This is a genomic window from Ruegeria sp. BHSA163, assembly GCF_059613365.1.
Genome location: NZ_JBXWSJ010000001.1, coordinates 212683 through 231931, shown reverse-complemented (window position 1 = coordinate 231931; position 19249 = coordinate 212683). Strand labels below are relative to the sequence as shown.

Sequence of the window (19249 nt, the reverse complement as noted above, 5' to 3'; positions counted from 1 at the left end):
TCCTATTGCGTGGCCGTTCCTTAGCTCAAACATTGTGAAGTTCAGATGACAGAAGAATTGATCCTTGCCAATGCGTCGGTTGTATTGACCGACGAAACCATTACCGGCAGCGTTCGAGTCGTTGGTGAAACCATAACCGACATCGCAACCGGATCTGCGATACCAAAGGGCGGAATAGACTGCGAAGGTGATTACATCAGTCCTGGTTTGGTAGAGCTGCACACGGATAACCTGGAACGTCATATCCAACCTCGGCCACAAGTCGATTGGCCGCATGCCGCAGCAATAATCGCCCACGATTCGGAATTAGTGAGCACAGGGATCACGACAGTTTTCGATGCAATGCGGGTTGGATCCATCCCTTCAGGTGCCCGCAGGTATCTGAAATACGCGCGGGGCCTGTCACAGGAGCTGTGGCAGCTGCGAGAGGCAGATGCGTTGAAGATCAGCCATTTCCTGCATCTGCGCGCCGAAGTGTGCTCGGAAACCCTAGTTGATGAGTTGGATGAATTTGGCCCAGATGACCGCGTTGGTCTTGTGTCGATAATGGACCATACTCCGGGACAGCGGCAGTTTCGGGATATTGGTAAGCTGGAAGCCTACATGAAGGGCAAATACGCGATGGATGACGATACATTCATCCAGCATGTATCGCACCTAAAAACATTACGTGATCGGCACGGCGAACAGCATGAAATTGAAACCGTCAAAGCTGCGCGCCGTTTTGGGGCCGTTTTAGCCAGTCATGACGATACGACCGAGGAACAGGTCAAAGTATCCGCAGGCCACGGTATTCGTCTTGCCGAGTTCCCGACAACCATTGAAGCGGCACGGGCCTGCCATGATCATGGCATCAAGGTCATGATGGGTGCACCGAACATCATTCGCGGTGGATCTCATTCCGGGAACGTTGCTGCGCAGGATCTCGCTGAACTTGGTTATTTGGACATAATGTCTTCGGATTACGTGCCTTCCTCACTGTTACTTTCGGCGGTACAACTGGGGGATATCTGGGGCGGTTTAGCCCGCGGAATCAGAACAGTGACGCAGGCACCTGCGCAAGCCGCCGGATTGAAAGATCGTGGAGAGTTGAGACCTGGGCTGCGTGCCGATTTGATCCGGTTTCGGATACGCGCCGGTGTACCAGCATTGAATGCTGTCTGGTCACGTGGGCAGCGTGTCGCCTGATCCAGCGCGATAGAACAAATATCGGTCCGGAGCGATTGTTTTCGGGCCTTTAATCTGATCAAGACCCACCAAAGGCTGCCCTGAGATCAATAAACCATCAGGCAGCATTACCTTTGAAATCAAAGGACTCAGGCGGGCGGCCTCGGCAACGTCTTCGGCCTTGATGCCTCGCCCGAAATCGTAGTGTGCCAAAATAATTCTTCGACCCATACTGGCGAGCTTTTGCAGCATCGGTTCTGCCTCGCCCTGTAGAAAGTCTTGGGCCGGAGGCACACAAGACGGATGACATTGCAGCGCGCGGTCCATGACCCAAATTCGCCGATCTGGCAGAATTTCTCTCAGATGATCATACGTGCGACCATTTCCAAGCCCCATATCCAAAACATCGCCCTCACGGCCGGCAATTTGATTGGCGGCCCAGTTCAGACCATCCCTTTGAGCGGTAAGGCGGCGCAGCATGGAATCCAATCGGCTCATCCATGGTCTCCTTGGTTATTCAGTGTTTCGAGATCGGCCCAGACAGTTGCGGGACCTTCAAGAAGCCTAACTATCAGTTCCCGGGTAAATGCCCAGACAGCTTGATCGTGGACAAGGTGATGCGTCAGCACACCTAAGGGTTCAGAGTTGTCTGCCAGCCCTTCGCGGCGATCGCGCAGCAGGCTCACTACGTCGCCGACAATGATGTCCGGTTCGATCAAACTTCGAGTTCCATGCCAATCAATCGGGTCGATGTGGGTATTTATCTGTTCAAGCCCGGGCGCAATAAATCTGGTTTCGCGTGGCGTGGCAGTCGACAGGAATCGAAAGCCCAGAATAGGCAATTGTTGAACGGTTTCTGCAGCAATTCGGTTCCAAGGTGGGACAAACATGGGGCACAGACGGTCACCAAACAAATTCCCCAATTTGTTTTTTCCATTTTTAATTTCAGCTACCATTTCCGCCATTGGCCGATGCAAGCGAAACTCGGATTTCTTTTCAACGTCAGGGGCATGATTCTGATGCGCCCAACCGTGTACAACCGGGATCAGAAAGGGACTGTCGGCACAAAAATCAACCAGCGAAGTTCTAGCTTCCTGAGGAATTACCGCTAGGTGAACGGGTAATTCAAGCGACTCTGAGATTGCCGTAAGAGTTTTAAGTTGATCCGTAACAGAAATTGCGTCGTCGTCCCGCCACCAAAGCGGAAACTCTAAATCATCTGCTTGCCAATGTCGCAGTTCGTTCCGCAAAGGAGTCCAGTCGACGCTCATTGTTTGGCTTTCCAAATTTCTTCTGAAATTTCGACTGATTTATTTGCCCCATCGACTCCATGAGTCATTTTGGCTCGCCTTTTGTTTGACAGCACCGTTTTTACGGCCTTGGCAAGGGTTTGAGCATTCAGGTCGGAGTTGGCGACCGTAGCAAATCCAGATTGATGCGCCAGGCTGCGCGCGCGCAATGTTTGTTCGACCTCGTTACCATCGTCGAATGGGATCAAAACGGCAGGAACACCGGTTTGAAGCAAGTCCATCGCGGTGTTGTAACCGCACATGCTGACCGAAGCGGCCGCCAACGGCAGCATCTGTCGAAAGTCGGGCCGCACCGATTCAATGGTAACTGGCGCGCCTTCCGCCAATTCCGTCAGATGTGCTATGCGGGCCAGAGCGTCTTGACCGCCAACCAGAAGTCGCCAGCGATGGCCCTGCATTTTCCGAGCAGCCTCGATCGCCGCGTGAAAAATCGGCTGTCCGACCGAACCTCCGCCAGCACTGACCAAAATCTCTCCGGTCCCCAAGCCATCAGGGTGAGGCTCAGGGGAATTTGGGGCAACAAATCCTGTATATCGTAACCGTCGGGCCAGTAAGTCTGATACCGGCCAACTGACGCTTAACTGGGTAATCGAAGGTTCAGAATGTACCAGAACGGCATCATAGAACTGCCCTATAATTTCATCCGTCCTCTCAGCCTTTGATGGCTTGGAAGGTGGCGCCAGAATGTCACGGATCGATGCAAGAATGATTGGTGGTTTTGTCAGAGCGCGAGCTGCTGACAAAACATTGAGAAACTCGGCAGTAAGTGCTCGCCGTCCAAATGGGAAAAGTTCCGTTATTAATACGTCTGGCTGAAACGAAATTAAAGCTTTCTCCAAGGCTTCGGTTCTGGCGTCCATGTAGTTGAGGTCAGCGACCTCACTGTACTGATCTAATAATCGCGTGAAGTGAGTGCCGTCTGACCGGAGGGGCGGCAACCCAAACAATGTTAATCCTGTCGTGTCCAACTGCGGTGCTGGCAATCCACCCGAGACTACAAAAACTTGATGCTGTTTTTGTGAAAATGCCCGGCCCAAGGTCAGCGCCCGGCTCAGGTGCCCTGTGCCCAACAGATGTGTCACGACGATCATGACTTTCATCCGGATACCTCGTGCCTTGGCAAACGGAGCGGGTCAGGCTCGGCCCGCATGGTATCGAGATGTACTATGTACAAACGGTTTCTCTTGATTTTGAAAGGTGCGGGACCTTGAAACTCCCACCCGGATGCCTTCGCAAGAATGACCCGCATTATACCTATGTGACAGACAGCCAAATTTTCACCTTGCAGCATTTGAAGCCAAGGTTTCAATCGCGCCCACAGCTCGGCCGGGCTTTCGCCTTGCGGAGGGCGGTAGTCCCAGCCCCAGTCCTCAATATGACGAAAGGTGCTGTCTGGTTCTGCGATCAAATCCTGACCGCGTTGACCTTCCCAATGCCCCCAGTCCATTTCGGTAAGAGCATCTGAAATGCGCGGAGAGCGACCCGCAACCAATTGAGCAGTTTCTTTGGCTCGTTCTAGCGGACTTGACCACAACACCGCGCTATTCCAAGGGGCTGGCAGGCTATAGCCGGACAACTCGGAACGAGCCTCTGCATCCAGCGGGATGTCGGTGCGGCCCTGAATTTTGCCAGCGCGGTTCCATTGCGTATGTCCGTGACGCAGCAGTGCAAGACGGTTCATGATCGTGCCTCCAATAATGGTCGAACTGCGGTCCAAAACCGCTTGGTTGCTTTAGGCAAAAGGTGACGTTCTGCAACATACTTACGCGCACGCGCGCCCTCAGAACGGCGCAAGGAAAGATCGGCCAAAAAATTCTGGATTTGGTCGGCAAGACCCCGGGGTCCGTCTTCGATACCAGGATAAGAGGACGGCATAAGAACATCGCGTACTCCGGGTCGATCTTGCGCTGCAACTGGCAGCCCTGCCGCCTGCGCTTCAAGATAGACCATGCCATAGGCCTCATTCACGCCCGGCCAGACAAGTATAGACGCACTTTCGTATTCGCGTTGCAATTGGATCCGGTCCAATTGCCCCAAAAATTGAACCTTTTTCCCAAAGGGCTCCATCAACGATAGAACGTCGTGTCGGGCAGGCCCATCGCCAGCAATATTCAGTTTCCAATCACCGGTCAAAAGATTCAGCGTTTCTGCCAGAATTCGGTACGAAGCCAGTTTGTCCCCGCTTCGCATCATCCCCACGGCCAGCATTGGACCGTCATTCAAGGACGCATTGGGCAATTCGTCGATTGGCAGAAAAGGCGGCATTTCAACTAACACCTGACTTTTGAAACGTTCACGTTCCAACGCAATCAGGTCATTTGCGGTGTGATAAAAAATCAGGTCTGCCGCATCGCATGCTTCATGCGCTGCTCGGGCAAAACTTGCCCATGGCCCTGTTAGGCGACTAAGCGCTCTGGTACTTTCAAGCTGAACGTAAGGGATCTCACGAGCTTTGCAGACTTTTGGTCCCAATAGGTCGGGGGCCTTGTAGTAGTTGTGGTAGTTTACCCAAATCTCGGTGTCCCGCGGAAGCTCGTGAATCAGGCGATTTGCCTCGATTTGTGCCCGTTCCAGCAGTTCCGCTTGCGTAGCTGGGTTGCCTAACTTGTCGTAGATTCGCAGTTCCGACGCTAAATCCACCCGATCTCCTTGAGCTTTGATTGCCGCCATCAGGTTTCGGGCCATTTCCCGATCTCCGGACGGTTTTGAACTGTTCGGAGATTTCATAGGCGCGTAAAAAGCAACCCTTGCCATCAGATGAGACCCGCACACATTTCATTTAACCGTTTTGACAACCGGGCAATGCCGGGGGCCATTCGAAATTCGGCAAGTAGACGTGTGTATGCAGCGTCCGCCATGTGTGCGGCGTTTTCGGGGTTTTCTGCGACTTCAATGATCGCGTCCGCCAAAGCCGTTGGTTCGTCCCGGGACAGAATACCATGCGTGCCGTTTTGAATGAATTCGGGAATGGCTGAGACTGGCGTCGAAAGGATTGGTAGACGCTGAGAAGCAGCCTCCATCAGAACATTTGGCAGACCGTCGCGGTCACCATCCGTTGCTATGCGACTGGGTAGTACGAATAGGTCCGACTGGCGTATTTCTGCGACGACCTCGGGTTGATCACAGGCACCTTTCCAAGTGATGCGATCCGACAATCCTCTTGAGCTTGCATAAGAGCGCAGTTCCCGATCCAGCGCGCCGCCACCGATATGCGTCCAAAACCAATCCAGCGATGAAGGAAGAAGGGCGAAAGCGTCCAAGAGCCTGTCAAACCCCTTTTTTTCGACTAATCTACCGACCGAGAGCATACGGAAAGGGCTATTGTTCGCGCGTTCGGTTCTATCTGGCGGCTCCGGAAAACGGCTTAGGTCAAGACCATGGTAAATCAGATCCACCCGGTCGGGGTCGTCTGCCAGACCTCTCAGGTGGTCGGCACCGATAGCCGTGCAGGTCGCTCCAAACGTGGCTCCGTAAGTGACCGCTTGTAATTTTTCCCGCTTCTCCCAGTCCGGAGATGTCCAAATGTCCTTGGCATGAGCCGAGAAACTCCAAGGTAGATCGCGCATAATGGCGGCGTACCGCGCAACTGAAGAGGGCGTGTGCAGGAAATGTGCGTAAAGCGCCCGTGTTCCCGCGGGTAACTCGGCGGCCAATACGCAAGCCTGCCCGAATCGACGAATACGATTGTGGGTTGGGTCGCGACGCAAATCCTTACGAAAAATCCGGTAGGCGGCTTCATATCCGGGAAGGTGAACCGCAATTCCCCGCGCAGCGTCCAATCGATTTGGTTCGTCGTAAAGATACTCGGGCAGGTAGTGCACCTGCCCACGGAACTTGTCGTGCAGTGGATGGCGTTTGGTGTCCGTTGGATGGCGAAGAGACCAAATATCGAACGAGTGGCCTGCATTCTGCAGCGCAACAAGTTCCTGAGCGATGAAGGTCTCGGATAGGCGCGGCCAGCCTTTGACCAGCACCGCCAGATTGGGGCCTTTAGCGTTCATCCCGTCGCGCGCTCTTGGTCCGGTTCCAGTAATACGTCGATACGGTTTGCTACATAATCGAGCCCGTCCAGCAATCCGCTTTCTATGGCCTCGGATGGTAGCGGTTGGTTCGGCAAATCTCGAATAGCGCGGATCATGGCCTCTGGCGTCAGCCCGTCGCGTTTTTCGTCCAACATCCGGACAAGTCCCAGATCCTCGGCCCGAGAGGCGCGAATCCATTGCTCCAGCCGTGGTGTAGTGCGTGGAACAATGACGGCTCGTTTGTCAAAAGACAGAACCTCGCAGAACGTGTTGTAGCCACCCATACAGACGACACCAGCCGCGCCAGCAAACAGAGTTTCGATCTGGGATTCAAATCCAACCGCCGTGACGCGGCCATTCAATGCGGCAACGCGTGCCTCGAATTCGTCGCGCAGCTCACCTGACAGGAAAGGGCCGTAAACCAGTATTGCGCGCGGCGAAAGATTCTCGTCTTTTTCGTAAGCCGAGAGCACTAGATTCACCATCGCTTTTCCGTCACCACCACCGCCGGGCGTAATTAATATATAGGGCTGTTCGGGCGCTTCACCGATTGGCCCCAAATCGCGTCGCAGATAACCTGTCCAATGAATGCGGGCTTGTGCAGCAGGGCTGAGCGGCAAGCCGATGGTCGGATCGTAGACAGAGCGAAGCCCGTACACCCAGATTTCGTCGTAATACCTTTCGGTCGCGATTAGCGCCTCTTTCCGCTCCCATTCAGCGGCCAAAACTTCGGGTTCGTCCAGAACATCACGAAGCCCTAACACCAGCCGTGTGCTGCACGAGTTTTCCAGATATTCAAGCGTCGGCAGCAATTCACCGCGGAAGCCGGTGGGTTCTTTGTCAACGATCAGCACGTCAGGATCAAAATGCTGGACGGCCGTCTTGATAAGATTCGATCGTAACTCGGTCACTTCATCTATGCCCATACCAATGGTCTGCGACGCATATGATCCGTCGGCTCTTTTGGTGACTCCGGGCAATCGCACGTGATCGACACGTTGCGGAAAGGTGAAGCGACCGGCAACTGGCGAACCGGTCAGAATCAGAGCCGATGCGCTGGGATCTGCCTGTGTCAACGCAGAAGCCAAAGCGCGAGAGCGCCGTAAATGGCCCAGACCGAACGTATCGTGACTGTAAAATAGGATGCGCGGTGCGCGGCCTTTATTTTCGTTTGTTTTGCCTAGGCTCATGCCTTTGCCTGCTTCAGGTTTCGATGCAACTCCGCGCGTTTGCACCCTTTATCGTACATCTTCTGCCGCCACTTGCAAAAGAGGCAAATCGCCACTTGTCAATACGCCAGACACTTCGAGTAGGAAAATGCGATCCTTTTGTTTGTCTGACCTATTTATCCGTCGTAGCGCAACATATGACCCCTGCACTCGGCAAGAGCCGGCCACTAATGCACTTTATTGGCGGTCATATTCAAATTTCATTGGCTTGAAAACCGTTTATGCCAAGCATAGCGTTCGGAACACGGACAAAACACGAATTCGGGAAGCCTTAGCACAAGGTTTGAACCACACCGAAAGCTTATGTACTCTATCCGTCAACTTTGAACTGGATGAAAAAACTATGAAACTGAAACTCTTGGCCGCGTTGGTCTGGGTACTTTGGTCCGTAACAATGGGTCTGCCCACCGAGGCCACAGCGCAGAGTTCTTTGATCCCAGGCTATACTTCTGGAACGAGTGAGGATGCAGCGCCTGAAGGTGATTTGGCCGGAGCGATCCGAGCCGCAACAGAAGCAGGTGCCAGCGTAATAGTTATCGACAGTACGGGACAAGTTGTTTCGGCGACTGGAAATAGTAAACCCGGCGATGAAACATCGTCCGACCCCATGGCGGCCGGTTCGCAGTTGATGAAGGCGCAAGAGCGGTTCTCGAAATTCCGTGCGGCTTTGGAGTCCCGGCTTGAGGCGCTGCCTTACTCGATATTCGAGGTGCAATACATCCTGCGCAACACGAGCCCGGATGGCCGTATCCAGTTCTACGTCGAGCTTTTGGGCTGGAACATTCTGTTCCTGCTGGTGGGGCGCTGGCTGTCCATCGAAATTTACGGCAAGCGAATTGCCCGTCGCTATGTTGTGTCGCGGATTAAGGAAAACCCGATCGGCTATCGCGAGAAAATGCCCTTTCTGGTGATGCGTTTTTTAACAGGGATCGGGGCGACAATTTTTGCCATGCTCTTTGCCCTTGTGGCTGGTTTTCTGGTTTTTGGCAGAACCGAAGATATTTCGGTTCAGTTTACGGTTACAGCCATTTTTACGGCATATTTTCTGTCGCGCACGGTTTCAGATCTGTGGCGAATGGTATTGTCACCTTATCTAAGCCAGTATCGTTTGCCACCATTCTCGGACCGGCACGCAAAGAGGCTTTATTTTTGGGCTTCGGGCTTGGCTACTTTTGACATCATCGTGGTGATGTTTTCCACCTGGGTGGCGGATTTCGGGCTGAACTATAATGTTTATGCAATGGTATATGGCATCCTGACATTGGTGGGTGCCTTTGGGAACATCCTTATGATCCTGTTCAACGCCCGCGCCATTTCTCATGCAATACGAGGTGGGCGAGCTGCAGACCAGGTTTCTTGGTTACTGCGGTTTGTGTCTTTTGCCTGGGCACCTGCTTTGATTGTCTATATTGTGTTCAGCTGGTTCAGACTTGCGGTGGATCTGGCGCTGGAAAATCCGATTCCGCTACCGTTAATCGCCAGCACATATCTGATCTTTATGTCCGTGGTCATAGCTTATGGGGCAATGAACTATCTGCTGGAAAGGTACTTCGATCGTTCCCGTATGATCGAAGAGTTGAACTCCGAAACTCCCGAAGGTGAAAGCGAAGTTCTCGAAACTGAAGAAGCTGAATTGCGAAAGCACTATCTTCTGACCTACGAAGACCTTGCCCGGCGTGTGGCAGGAATCCTTGCCTTTGTAGTAGGCGCGTATGCACTGGTGGTGATCTGGTACCCGGATGCCGATTGGAGCCAAGACCTGCCGATCGAACGGGCTCTGGATGTGATGGTGATCCTGTTTATAGGTTATATCCTTTTTCACTTTTTCCGTATTTGGATCGACACGAAAATCGCAGAAGAGTCCGATGACGGCGGTGTCGAAGCAGAGCTGGGCGACGAAGGCGGTGAAGGCGGACAGAGCCGACTGGCCACGCTGCTTCCACTGTTCCGTGGGGCCATTCTGGCGGTTGTTGTCGTCACAATCGCGCTGATCATCCTGATGGAACTAGGCATCAACGTCAGCCCATTGTTTGCAGGTGCAGGTGTGGTCGGTTTAGCCGTGGGTTTCGGTTCGCAAACGCTGGTGCGTGATATCTTTTCGGGTGCGTTTTTCTTGATGGATGATGCTTTCCGCAAAGGAGAATATATTGATATCGGCGACGTAAAAGGCACGGTCGAGAAGATTTCGGTGCGATCGTTTCAGTTGCGCCACCATTTGGGAGCGCTCAACACCATTCCTTTCGGCGAAATCAAAGTGCTGACGAATTACTCTCGCGACTGGGTTATTATGAAGTTGCCGCTGCGCGTGACCTATGACACTGACGTGGAAAAGGTTCGAAAGCTGATTAAGAAGCTTGGTCAAGAGTTGTTGAGCGACCCCGTAATCGGAGAAAACTTTATCCAGCCATTGAAATCGCAGGGTGTGATTGAAATGCAGGATTCAGCCATGATTATCCGCGTAAAATTCATGACCAAACCCGGCGATCAGTGGTTGGTGAGGAAAAAAGTCTACCAGGAAATTCGCGAACTCTTTGCACGGGAAGGTATCCGGTTCGCCCACCGCGAGGTAACGGTTCGACTGGCTGATGAAAAGGAAGCTCAGGATTTGTCACCCAAGCAGCGCGAGGTAGTGACTGGTGCGGTGCAGGCCGCCATCGATGAAGATTACCTTGATGACATTGGCCCTGGTGGAGATGATCGCTAGGGAGTGTCCAAGACGCCTTGGCATACTTCGTCAATAAAGCTTTTGCTGTTTTGGTGTTTCGGGATTACTTGGCCCAGCGCAAAATTCAATCGCCGAGTGAAGCCCATTCCGGGGCAGAAGTGCCCAGCCGACCAGCGGGCAGATTCCAACGCATGTTTGCGGGTCCAACGGTTAAAGCGGGCTTTAGGCGGTGACCGGGCCCCCATCCTGTATCTTCCGGCGTTTGAGAGTAATCCTCAATTGAAGCGGTGGTAATGTTTCCCTCAGTGCCGGTCTTGGCTAAGCTGGCCAACAGTTCGGCAGTCCTAGCCAAGGAAAGGCGTGCTGTCATGACTGTGTGTCCAGACGCAGCTTCGGCCATTGCGGACAGCGCTGCCGCCGCCATCAAATAGCCCGTCGCATGATCCAATGCCTGCACTGGTAGCGGAGTAGGTTTATCAGCGTTAGCCCATTCCATTCCGGCGTGCGCAATGCCTGAGCTCATTTGCACCAAACTGTCAAAGCCGCGTCTGTTGGCCCAAGGTCCCTGCCAACCGTAAGCATCCAGAGTAACTTCGATTCTGTTCGGAGCCAAACCGTCACGTGCGGTTTTAGTCAGGCCGAGCGAATCCAGGGCGCCGGGGCGATAACCGTGAATAAATACATCTGCTTGGGCAAGAAGCTCTCTCAGGCGATCCAGCCCTGATTGCGATTTCAAATCCAGATAGGCACAACGTTTACCCAAAGAAACACCTGTTATGACCCCCGGTTCGTCCCAGCCAGGTGGATCAATACGCAAAACATCTGCTCCGAAACCGGCAAGTGTTCGGGTCGACACAGGCCCGGCCAAAATGCGTGTCATGTCCAAAACCCTTAACCCAGCCAAGGGTCGGCTTACGGATGCTTGTGGTCGATCACGAAGCTTGACGCCTCTTGGAGACTGCCAGCCTATGAGCGGGTCGCGAGAAATTGCCCGGCCCTGAGGATGGTCCTGCCACTCAGCCCGGCTTCGCATGGCGGCGGCGACGCCACCTTCGGCAACGATCGCGCTTTCAAGATCGGCAACGGTCCATCGGCGAATAGCCCTAGCCACAGATTCCCGATCTACTTCGGCTTTAAGAACCCCCAGCGCGGCCGCCCTGTGGTGAGGAAGGTTGGTGTGCAATCTGATCCAGCCGTCCGCTGCACGGTAATCCCCGGCAACGGCGTCCCACAAGCTTGGCATCTGCCAGCCGTCAGGTTTAAAGGATTCGCCGAACCATAGCGAGGCAAGACGATGGTCAACTGACACCGACTGACTATTCGCGGTCAGGTTTGTTACTGTCATCAGACGGGAAAGTTCTTGCCCCACAGCGGCGTAACTCAATGTCGCCAGCTCTGAAACAGCAAAGGCGCTGGGCAGGTCGCCTGTGCCCGCAGACTCAAAAGTACCGGGGGCCGGGAGAGAGGCAAGAAGGCTCATTGTTGGTACGGATCCAAACTGTCGCGCAGGCCGTCACCAAGGAAGTTGAATGCCAAAACAACAACGATGATTGGCAACATTGGGATTGCAGTCCAAGGGTAAATTTCGATCGACGCTAGGTTCTGCGCGTCGTTCAGCATCACACCCCAACTTACTGCTGGGGCACGCAGACCGAGGCCAAGAAAACTGAGTGCCGTTTCACCTAGGATCATCGCGGGGATAGAAAGCGTGGCCGAGGCGATAAGATGAGACATGAAATTCGGCAGCAAATGTTTTCGGATCACCCGACCCGAACTTGCCCCCATCATCTCGGCGGCACGTACGTATTCTTCTTCTCGCAGCGACAGAAACTTGGCACGAACGGATCGGGCGAGCCCAGGCCAGTCGAGGATGCCCAGAATAATCGATATTATGAAGAACACCGCCACAGGACTCCAGTTCGATGGAACAGCAGCGGATAAAGCGAGCCACAAAGGTAATTCGGGCAATGAGCGGAGGATTTCAATAACACGGTTGATAACCCAGTCGATCTTGCCACCAAAATACCCAGCCATAGATCCGAAAAGAATGCCTAGAAAGAACGACACCGAAATTCCGATTAGGCCAACTGTCAACGATAGCTGAGCGCCGTATAAAATTCGGCTAAATACATCACGACCAAGGCGATCTGATCCCCAAAGGAACAAAGTCGCACCTTCAGGCGCACAGAAAAGATGGGTGTCCGTCTTGATCAGCCCTGCTAGTTTGTATTCCGATCCTTCGCAAAAAAACCGAACTGGGCGTGGATCTTCGGTATCAGGAACAAACTTCCATTGAAAAGTTTCAAGATCAGCCTCGGCTACAATGGGATAAACAAATGGGCCTACAAATTCCCCTTCGTGGAACCAGTTGACGGATTGCGGCGGTGCATAAAGATGTTCCCCGTTTCGGTCATTAGGCCCATAGGGTGCAATGAACCCTGCAAAGGGCAACATCAGATAGCAAAACAACAGGAATATGCCTGAGATCAAGCCAAGTTTGTGGGTTTTAAACTTCCGCCAAACCAGAACCCAGTTCGGGGCATCAAGATCCGCGCGCTCCAATTGCTGTATGGATGCGTTTGGGTCGAACGGGGCATCGTCTACGAAACGGTCGTCTGGTCTGTCGGTCATGCTTCACGCCCCTCATATCGAATGCGTGGGTCCAGCATGACAAGAAGAATATCCGATATCATGGTGCCAATAAGTGTTAGCAGTGCCACGAACATCAGAATAAAGGCTGATAAGAATTGGTCTTGCGTCTTTAGAGCCGTCAATAGGGTCGGACCAATGGTCTGAAGACCAAGGACAACCGAAACCAGAACCGAACCTGAGACCATTGACGGCAAGAGGTTGCCGATGTCCGCGACGAATGGGTTGAAGGCCACACGCAGTGGGTACTTTGTAAGCATCCGCGACGGGGACATGCCCTTTGCAATAGCAGTTTCCACATAAGGCTTACCGAGTTCGTCCAACATGTTTGCCCGCAGGCGTTGCATCATTGCCGACGCGCCAGAAGTGCCAATTACAAATGTCGGGACGATCAAGTGAACCAGAATGGATTTCAGCTTATCCCAACTCATCGGTTGGCCTTCGTATATTGGATCCATCAAGCCACCGATTGGTAGGTTGAAATACCGGTGCCCGTAATAGAACAAGATAAGAGCCAACAAAAAGTTGGGTGTTGCCAGTCCAAGATACCCCACGAAAGCAGAGGTATAATCGATCCACGTTCTGGACCGAGCAGCGGCCAAGACACCAAGAGGAAGCGCAACAGCGTATACAAACAGGATCGCTGCCAGATTAACCACCACGGTTAGCCAAAGCGTGTCGCCTACAATCTCGGACACGGGCCTGTCAAACTCAAACGACCAACCGTAATTTCCCTGCAATAAGCCTTCGAAACCATGCGGTCCCGGCCAGAAACCCATCCAGATCAAATATTGCTCCCACATTGGACGGTCCAGAGCATATTCCTTTCTTAGGAACTCTGCCTTAGCCACACCGGCAGACTGGCCCGAGGCCTGCAATTCCGCGATCTGATTGCTGAGGTAGTCGCCTGGTGGAAGGTTGATAATTACGAAAATCAGGACCGAGACCACCAACAGCGTCAGCAGCATCGTGAAAAAGCGATACACTGCGTAGCGCAGCATGACCATATGGCTGCTCCTGACTCAGTCGGCGAAGAAGAATTCGTCTGGGCGGTGGATGCCAAAATGCGCACCCGGCTCCCACGCCCACATGGCTTGCTCGGGTACGTTGCGCAGTCGGTTCGAAACGACTATGGGCTGCGGAGCCCCATTTAAGATGCCGATCGCGTACAACTGATCTGCGTGAATATCCAGCATTTCACGCCAAGCCGCCGTGCGTTCTTCGTCTGTCGCCGCAATTTCCCAATCGTGTGCAAGTGTCATCAAACGCTCAGCTTCGGGCAAATCTGGCGGTTCACCGGCATCGCCACCTGTTTGGTAGAATTGCCCCCATTTCGGCCAAGCAAGAAAGACTTGATCGGTCGGTGCCAAGTATGCAGGAGACGTGTGCACCTGTGGAATACCATCGTCCCATCCAAACCAGACCGATGCCATCGTATTGCCTGAAAAAACCCGGTTTCGCAGAATGTCCCGATCCAGCGGGCGCATGACAAGTTTGACCCCGACGTCTCGCCAGTTGTCGGTAACAATCTGCAAGGCGTTTTCTACCTCTTGCCGTTCCCCGGCCGTTTCGATCAACAGCTCCATTGGGCGACCATCAGGCAGTTTCCGAATGCCGTTGCCGTCGCGCTGGTCCAATCCAGCCTCATCCAACAGAGCGTTGGCTTGCTCGGGGTCAAACTGGGCCCATGACTGTGCGTTTTCCTCGCTATAGAAAGGCGAGGCTGGCAGGACTGACATCGCCCCGGGTTTGGCCAGTTTGAAATAGAGAGCTTGATTGATTGTCTCCCTGTCAATTGCCAGAGATAGAGCTCGCCTTACGCGGACATCGCGCAGCACATCGCGCCATGCATCGTCTGAGAAATTCAGGTTCGGATATATAGCGATCTGAGAAGCCACCCCGGTTTTCCACAGTAGGGTAGTGTAACCGCCCTCTGCCTCGCCTTTCTTAAGGATCGAGGCATCTCGGAATGCGAGACCGCGCCCCTGCAAGTCCGATTCGCCGGCGTTTGTTTTGGCAGCCACCAGTCCGGGGGCGACAATCTCCATTTCGACCACGTCGATATACGGCAGTTGCACACCATTCGTATCGATCCTGTGATAATAGGGATTTCGTACAAAGTTGTGCCGGATTTTCTTTCCCGAGCTTGCATTCAGCCATGGCTGCAAAGTCGGTAGTTCGTGATTGTCGAATTTGTAGAGGTTATCCAGCTTGTTGTGCAAAGCCGCCCAGCTTTTTACGCGCGCGTCATCAACAGCAAAAGCCAACTCCTCACTATCAGCGAATTTCTCATGGTATTTTTTCAGGAATTCCGAAGGTCGATAAATAAACGGTGGGCGAGCTTGGGCTAAAGACTGCAAGAAACTCGGGTTGGGGTTTTCCCACTCATAGACAATAGTTCTTTCGTCGGGGAAACTCACCGTCGGAGACTGACCTTCGACAAGCAGAAAATCTGGTGGGCCAGAAGGACTGAGCAGTTCGTTGTTCGCAACGTCCTCCCACCAATAGCGGAAATCTTCCGACGTGAATGGTGAGCCGTCAGACCATTTATGCCCTTCGCGCAACTTGAGTGTAAATTTGCGGTTATCTTCGTTTTCGAACGATGCAAGAATATCGGGAACCAGTTCGTAGTTGTTGTCAAAACCTACTAGGCGGGCATAGCCGTAAACGACCATCTGGCGAATGTCTTTGGATCGCGTGACCATAGTACGCAATGTGCCGCCCGGCGTGCCCAGTTCGCGCCCTTTCTTGGTGAGGTCCACTACTAGTGGTTCGGAAGGAATGCGATCCTGAACCGGCGGCAGGTCGCCACTGTCGACTTCGGATTTCCAGAACGCGCTTTCCTGCAATTCCGAATTGGAAAATGCGTTCGTGGGCAGCATACCCAGCAAGGTCAGCGAAGCGGCAAAAAACGTATCACGGGTAGTCTTAAACATGGCAACGTACCTTATGGCCAGGCTCCATCTCTATTAGTGAGGGTATCATGGAGTCGGAGAAACGGAAGGCATCTTCCCAACTGTCGGGCGAACCCGCGCCTAAAGCAACCAGTTTAAGGTCGATCGGCCTGTTTATGTCAGGTTCTGGTTGCGCTGCGATCAGCGCTTTGGTGTAGGGATGCCGGGGGTTATAAAACAAAGTTTCTGGTGGGGCCTGTTCCACGACCAGCCCCTGCCGCATAACAGCTACTTCGTCGGCAATGCGTGCCACGACAGCTAGATCGTGCGAGATGAACAAATACGACAGGTTCAAGCTGTCCTGCAGATGTTCCAAGAGCGTGAGGATTTGTTCTTGAACAGAAACGTCGAGCGCCGAAGTCGGCTCGTCGCAGACGATCAAGGCAGGGTCCAACATCATTGCTCGGGCAATCGAAAGACGTTGGCGTTGGCCGCCTGAGAATGCATGGGGATAGCGTTTCAGCATGTCTGCATTCAACCCAACCCGCGTGAGCATTTCTGCAGCTTTGTCTTTTTGTTCTGCCACAGTACCCAATTTATGGATCTCAAGCGGTTCAGTCATGGCATCCTGGATACGCATTCGCGGGCTGAGCGAACTATAGGGATCTTGAAAGACCATTTGTGCCTTGCGCTGGAACGCATTGCGTTCTGCTCGCGACATCTGATTTACCGTTATTGGGTTGGCCTCTTCAGATGAACGGAACAGGACCTGTCCGCCGGGGTCGGGAAGTTCCGCCCCCAAAGCGATTCGCGCAGCAGTCGTCTTGCCCGAGCCGCTTTCGCCTACGATAGCCAGAGTTTTGCCACGCGCCAGTTTCAAATCTACGCCCCGGCAAGCATGGATAAGCTTATCGGCCTTCCATGCTTTGCTGGAACGCATGGTATAAGTCTTTGACACATCGATCATTTCGAGGATCAGATCCTCGCTTGGCATCGGCAGGCCCACGGCGTCTTGTTCCGGGATAGCCGGAGCGGCGTCAAAAAGCTGTTTTGTATAGGGGTGAGCAGGGGCACTGAGTATGGGGCCGGCGGGGCCTGACTCCATAACGCGGCCCTTGTGCATGACCACTACTTGCTCTGCCATATTTGCGACAACTCCCAGATCATGCGTCACAAGGATCAAGGCCATGCCAGTTTCACGCTGCAGTTCTTTTATTAGGCCAAGAACTTGTGCCTGAGTGGTCACGTCCAGCGCTGTAGTCGGCTCGTCCGCAATCAGGAGTTCAGGTTTTGACACCATGGCCATCGCGATCATCGCGCGTTGACGCATTCCGCCAGACAATTCAAATGGGTAAGAATTATAGGCCCGTTCCGGGTCGGGGAAACCGACCCGTTCGAATTGGGTCAGCACTTTTTTGCGGGCTTCCGCTTCTGATGTTCTGTGATGCAGCCACAAAACCTCGCTGACTTGATTGCCTATCTTGTGTAGCGGGGATAGCGACCGCATGGGTTCTTGAAAAATCATAGAAACCCGGTCGCCTCGGATGTCGCGCATTTGACGTTCGCTGGCGGCGATAAGATCAGCAGTTCCTTTTGAATAGTTCAGGGTGATGGAACCGCTGCGTATCTGCGCCGTGCGTGGCAAAATGCGCAGCGCAGCCCGGCACGATATTGTCTTTCCGGATCCGGATTCACCCACAAGAGCAAGCGTTTGACCAGGCTCGACTTCAAAGCTGACGTTTTGGACCACGGACGGACCCGCGCCAAACCCGATGCTAAGATCCTGTACGGACAGCAACGCGGTCATTCGGGTTTTCCACCCGGTTGGCCGTGGATCAACATCGGCTTTGTGAACTCCCTGACTTTTTGAAGCACTTTCGCGCGGTTGGGGCGCGGTAGTCAAACACCTTCTTTGGCAGAATTGTCGCGGAATTGCTAAATAATGGCATGTTTGCCTACACAATAGGTTGAGATTTTGTAATCAACGGCTCGGTCGGCCCTGCTTTGTCGTGGGCGTGGAAAAAAGAAAGAGGTCTCTTGTGTCCGACAATCAAAGCCGTCTGGATCTGTTTATTGATCGAATGGTGTCGCAACGCGCCTGTCTGGATTTTGCCATTTCTGAAACGTCGGATCTTCCCGGCCCGGTTATCGAGTTGGGTTTGGGCAACGGTCGGACGTACCACCACATGAAAAAACATATTCTGGACCGCCCCATTTACGTGTTCGAACGCGCAGTGGCTTCTCACCCCGATTCTACGCCTCCCGAAAATCGGGTGATTCTAGGCGACGTGCGCGAAACTCTGCCGGCTTCGGTTGATCGTTTCGGTGCCACGGCCAGTTTGATTCATGCTGATCTTGGCGGTCACAACCGCGAAAAGAATGATGCCTTTGCCAAGCTGGTTTCGCCACTTGTCCAACCATTGCTGGCTCCGGGTGGCTTGATGGTTTCAAGTGACAGAATGTATTTCGACGGTCTGCAGGAACTGCATCTGCCGCCGGGCGCTGTCGCAGGGCGGTGTTTTATTTACAGACGATGAGCTGCGTTTTAATCACGAATTGAACCTTCTCTTTTCGGCCAAAACCAGCGCTCTAAATTCCTGAAATCTGACTCTACTGGGAAACTGGCGATGCTTTTTTATGATTGTTCGACGGCACCAAATCCTCGACGCGCGAGAATGTTCATCGCGGAAAAAGGGCTCGATATCGAAACCCGCGAAATTTCGATTGCGCGCGCAGAACAGCGCGATGCGGCCTTTCTTGCCGTGAATCCGAGGGCCACTGTTCCAGTATTAGTTACCGATCTCGGAACGACGCTAACCGAAAACCTCGGTATAGCAGCCTATCTGGAGGCCAGTTTCCCCGAACCGCCACTTATGGGGAGAACTCCGGACGAAAAGGGAGCGGTCCTGATGTGGAATGCGATTGTCGAGCAACAGGGTGGCGCGCCAATAGCCGACGCTCTTCGAAATTCGCATCCGGCGTTTGAAGACCGGGCAATCCCAGGGCGCGTTAACTACGCGCAGATACCGGAATTGGCAGAACGCGGGAAGCTTCGCGTGGCGGCATTTTTCGAACTATTGGAGGAAAGATTGCAAAACAGCGCCTATGTAGCCTGTAGCGATTTTTCTCTGGCTGACATTTCAGCATTCGTCTTTGTGGATTTTGCAAGAGTCATAAGGATGCGTATTCCAACTGAAAACAGTGCCACTTTGGCTTGGTTTAAGTCGATTCAAAGCCGACCCAGCGCAAATCTATGATTTTCGCGCGGGTGTAGGTAATCCAACGTTTTATGAACTAGACAGAAATGTCTAGA

General features: G+C 53.2%; 16 protein-coding genes. 4 read left to right on the top strand and 12 right to left on the bottom strand.

Annotated elements, in window-relative coordinates; genetic code table 11:
- Positions 1-45: 45 nt before the first annotated feature.
- On the top strand, positions 46-1188 hold the full coding sequence (locus AC2FNV_RS01100) for an alpha-D-ribose 1-methylphosphonate 5-triphosphate diphosphatase (protein ID WP_170604526.1): 1143 nt from the start codon (positions 46-48) through the stop codon (positions 1186-1188).
- Here AC2FNV_RS01100 and AC2FNV_RS01095 read toward each other — a convergent pair.
- The 7 genes from AC2FNV_RS01095 to AC2FNV_RS01065 are packed head-to-tail and all read right to left on the bottom strand — an operon-like array spanning position 1165 to position 7689.
- Positions 1165-1665: a class I SAM-dependent methyltransferase gene (locus tag AC2FNV_RS01095; RefSeq protein WP_170604528.1), complete on the bottom strand. Its 501-nt coding sequence runs from the start codon at positions 1663-1665 to the stop codon at positions 1165-1167. The two genes, AC2FNV_RS01100 and AC2FNV_RS01095, sit on opposite strands and share 24 nt — an antisense overlap.
- Positions 1662-2438, bottom strand: a complete 777-nt coding sequence (locus tag AC2FNV_RS01090) for a polysaccharide deacetylase family protein (protein ID WP_170604530.1) — start codon at positions 2436-2438, stop codon at positions 1662-1664. The genes AC2FNV_RS01095 and AC2FNV_RS01090 overlap by 4 nt, the downstream gene beginning before the upstream one ends.
- Positions 2435-3577 (bottom strand): glycosyltransferase family protein, encoded by a 1143-nt coding sequence (locus AC2FNV_RS01085; protein WP_170604532.1) that lies wholly within the window; start codon positions 3575-3577, stop codon positions 2435-2437. Before AC2FNV_RS01085 ends, AC2FNV_RS01090 begins: the two co-directional genes overlap by 4 nt.
- The gene (locus tag AC2FNV_RS01080; RefSeq protein ID WP_170473959.1) at positions 3574-4158 is read right to left on the bottom strand and encodes a histidine phosphatase family protein; all 585 of its coding nucleotides are present in this window, start codon (positions 4156-4158) and stop codon (positions 3574-3576) included. Before AC2FNV_RS01080 ends, AC2FNV_RS01085 begins: the two co-directional genes overlap by 4 nt.
- On the bottom strand, positions 4155-5231 hold the full coding sequence (locus AC2FNV_RS01075) for a glycosyltransferase family 4 protein (protein WP_170604533.1): 1077 nt from the start codon (positions 5229-5231) through the stop codon (positions 4155-4157). Before AC2FNV_RS01075 ends, AC2FNV_RS01080 begins: the two co-directional genes overlap by 4 nt.
- A complete protein-coding gene (locus AC2FNV_RS01070; protein WP_170604535.1) occupies positions 5231-6478 on the bottom strand; it encodes a glycosyltransferase family 4 protein in 1248 nt (415 codons plus the stop codon). Before AC2FNV_RS01070 ends, AC2FNV_RS01075 begins: the two co-directional genes overlap by 1 nt.
- A complete protein-coding gene (locus AC2FNV_RS01065; RefSeq protein ID WP_170473950.1) occupies positions 6475-7689 on the bottom strand; it encodes a glycosyltransferase family protein in 1215 nt (404 codons plus the stop codon). The genes AC2FNV_RS01070 and AC2FNV_RS01065 overlap by 4 nt, the downstream gene beginning before the upstream one ends.
- A gap of 382 nt (positions 7690-8071) precedes the next feature.
- Between AC2FNV_RS01065 and AC2FNV_RS01060 the strand changes: the two genes are divergently transcribed.
- Positions 8072-10432: a mechanosensitive ion channel domain-containing protein gene (locus AC2FNV_RS01060; RefSeq protein WP_170604537.1), complete on the top strand. Its 2361-nt coding sequence runs from the start codon at positions 8072-8074 to the stop codon at positions 10430-10432.
- Positions 10433-10517: 85 nt separating this feature from the next.
- Here the strand turns inward: AC2FNV_RS01060 and AC2FNV_RS01055 are convergent, their stop codons facing one another.
- From AC2FNV_RS01055 to AC2FNV_RS01035, 5 genes are read right to left on the bottom strand one after another with little or no spacing between them, the layout of a single operon-like run.
- Entirely contained in the window at positions 10518-11873 is a 1356-nt protein-coding gene (locus tag AC2FNV_RS01055; protein ID WP_170604539.1) for a CoA transferase, read from the bottom strand.
- Positions 11870-13024: an ABC transporter permease gene (locus tag AC2FNV_RS01050; protein ID WP_170604541.1), complete on the bottom strand. Its 1155-nt coding sequence runs from the start codon at positions 13022-13024 to the stop codon at positions 11870-11872. The genes AC2FNV_RS01055 and AC2FNV_RS01050 overlap by 4 nt, the downstream gene beginning before the upstream one ends.
- Positions 13021-14049, bottom strand: a complete 1029-nt coding sequence (locus AC2FNV_RS01045) for an ABC transporter permease (protein WP_170604543.1) — start codon at positions 14047-14049, stop codon at positions 13021-13023. Before AC2FNV_RS01045 ends, AC2FNV_RS01050 begins: the two co-directional genes overlap by 4 nt.
- Before the next feature lie 15 nt (positions 14050-14064).
- On the bottom strand, positions 14065-15978 hold the full coding sequence (locus tag AC2FNV_RS01040; RefSeq protein ID WP_496772160.1) for an ABC transporter substrate-binding protein: 1914 nt from the start codon (positions 15976-15978) through the stop codon (positions 14065-14067).
- Positions 15971-17743 (bottom strand): ABC transporter ATP-binding protein, encoded by a 1773-nt coding sequence (locus AC2FNV_RS01035; protein ID WP_170604545.1) that lies wholly within the window; start codon positions 17741-17743, stop codon positions 15971-15973. Before AC2FNV_RS01035 ends, AC2FNV_RS01040 begins: the two co-directional genes overlap by 8 nt.
- Positions 17744-17975: 232 nt before the next feature.
- On the opposite strand from AC2FNV_RS01035, the gene AC2FNV_RS01030 reads away from it, so the two are divergent.
- Both AC2FNV_RS01030 and AC2FNV_RS01025 read left to right on the top strand, forming a co-directional pair.
- A complete protein-coding gene (locus AC2FNV_RS01030) occupies positions 17976-18473 on the top strand; it encodes a class I SAM-dependent methyltransferase (RefSeq protein ID WP_170604547.1) in 498 nt (165 codons plus the stop codon).
- 90 nt (positions 18474-18563) lie between these two features.
- Positions 18564-19193: a glutathione S-transferase gene (locus AC2FNV_RS01025; RefSeq protein WP_170604549.1), complete on the top strand. Its 630-nt coding sequence runs from the start codon at positions 18564-18566 to the stop codon at positions 19191-19193.
- Positions 19194-19249 lie beyond the last annotated feature (56 nt).

Excerpts from the sequence above, each read along its gene's own strand:
- AC2FNV_RS01100 (WP_170604526.1), top strand. The coding sequence starts at position 46 with ATGACAGAAGAATTGATCCTTGCCAATGCGTCGGTTGTATTGACCGAC.
- AC2FNV_RS01095 (WP_170604528.1), bottom strand. The coding sequence starts at position 1,665 with ATGAGCCGATTGGATTCCATGCTGCGCCGCCTTACCGCTCAAAGGGAT.
- AC2FNV_RS01090 (WP_170604530.1), bottom strand. The coding sequence starts at position 2,438 with ATGAGCGTCGACTGGACTCCTTTGCGGAACGAACTGCGACATTGGCAA.
- AC2FNV_RS01085 (WP_170604532.1), bottom strand. The coding sequence starts at position 3,577 with ATGAAAGTCATGATCGTCGTGACACATCTGTTGGGCACAGGGCACCTG.
- AC2FNV_RS01080 (WP_170473959.1), bottom strand. The coding sequence starts at position 4,158 with ATGAACCGTCTTGCACTGCTGCGTCACGGACATACGCAATGGAACCGC.
- AC2FNV_RS01075 (WP_170604533.1), bottom strand. The coding sequence starts at position 5,231 with ATGGCAAGGGTTGCTTTTTACGCGCCTATGAAATCTCCGAACAGTTCA.
- AC2FNV_RS01070 (WP_170604535.1), bottom strand. The coding sequence starts at position 6,478 with ATGAACGCTAAAGGCCCCAATCTGGCGGTGCTGGTCAAAGGCTGGCCG.
- AC2FNV_RS01065 (WP_170473950.1), bottom strand. The coding sequence starts at position 7,689 with ATGAGCCTAGGCAAAACAAACGAAAATAAAGGCCGCGCACCGCGCATC.
- AC2FNV_RS01060 (WP_170604537.1), top strand. The coding sequence starts at position 8,072 with ATGAAACTGAAACTCTTGGCCGCGTTGGTCTGGGTACTTTGGTCCGTA.
- AC2FNV_RS01055 (WP_170604539.1), bottom strand. The coding sequence starts at position 11,873 with ATGAGCCTTCTTGCCTCTCTCCCGGCCCCCGGTACTTTTGAGTCTGCG.
- AC2FNV_RS01050 (WP_170604541.1), bottom strand. The coding sequence starts at position 13,024 with ATGACCGACAGACCAGACGACCGTTTCGTAGACGATGCCCCGTTCGAC.
- AC2FNV_RS01045 (WP_170604543.1), bottom strand. The coding sequence starts at position 14,049 with ATGGTCATGCTGCGCTACGCAGTGTATCGCTTTTTCACGATGCTGCTG.
- AC2FNV_RS01040 (WP_496772160.1), bottom strand. The coding sequence starts at position 15,978 with ATGTTTAAGACTACCCGTGATACGTTTTTTGCCGCTTCGCTGACCTTG.
- AC2FNV_RS01035 (WP_170604545.1), bottom strand. The coding sequence starts at position 17,743 with ATGACCGCGTTGCTGTCCGTACAGGATCTTAGCATCGGGTTTGGCGCG.
- AC2FNV_RS01025 (WP_170604549.1), top strand. The coding sequence starts at position 18,564 with ATGCTTTTTTATGATTGTTCGACGGCACCAAATCCTCGACGCGCGAGA.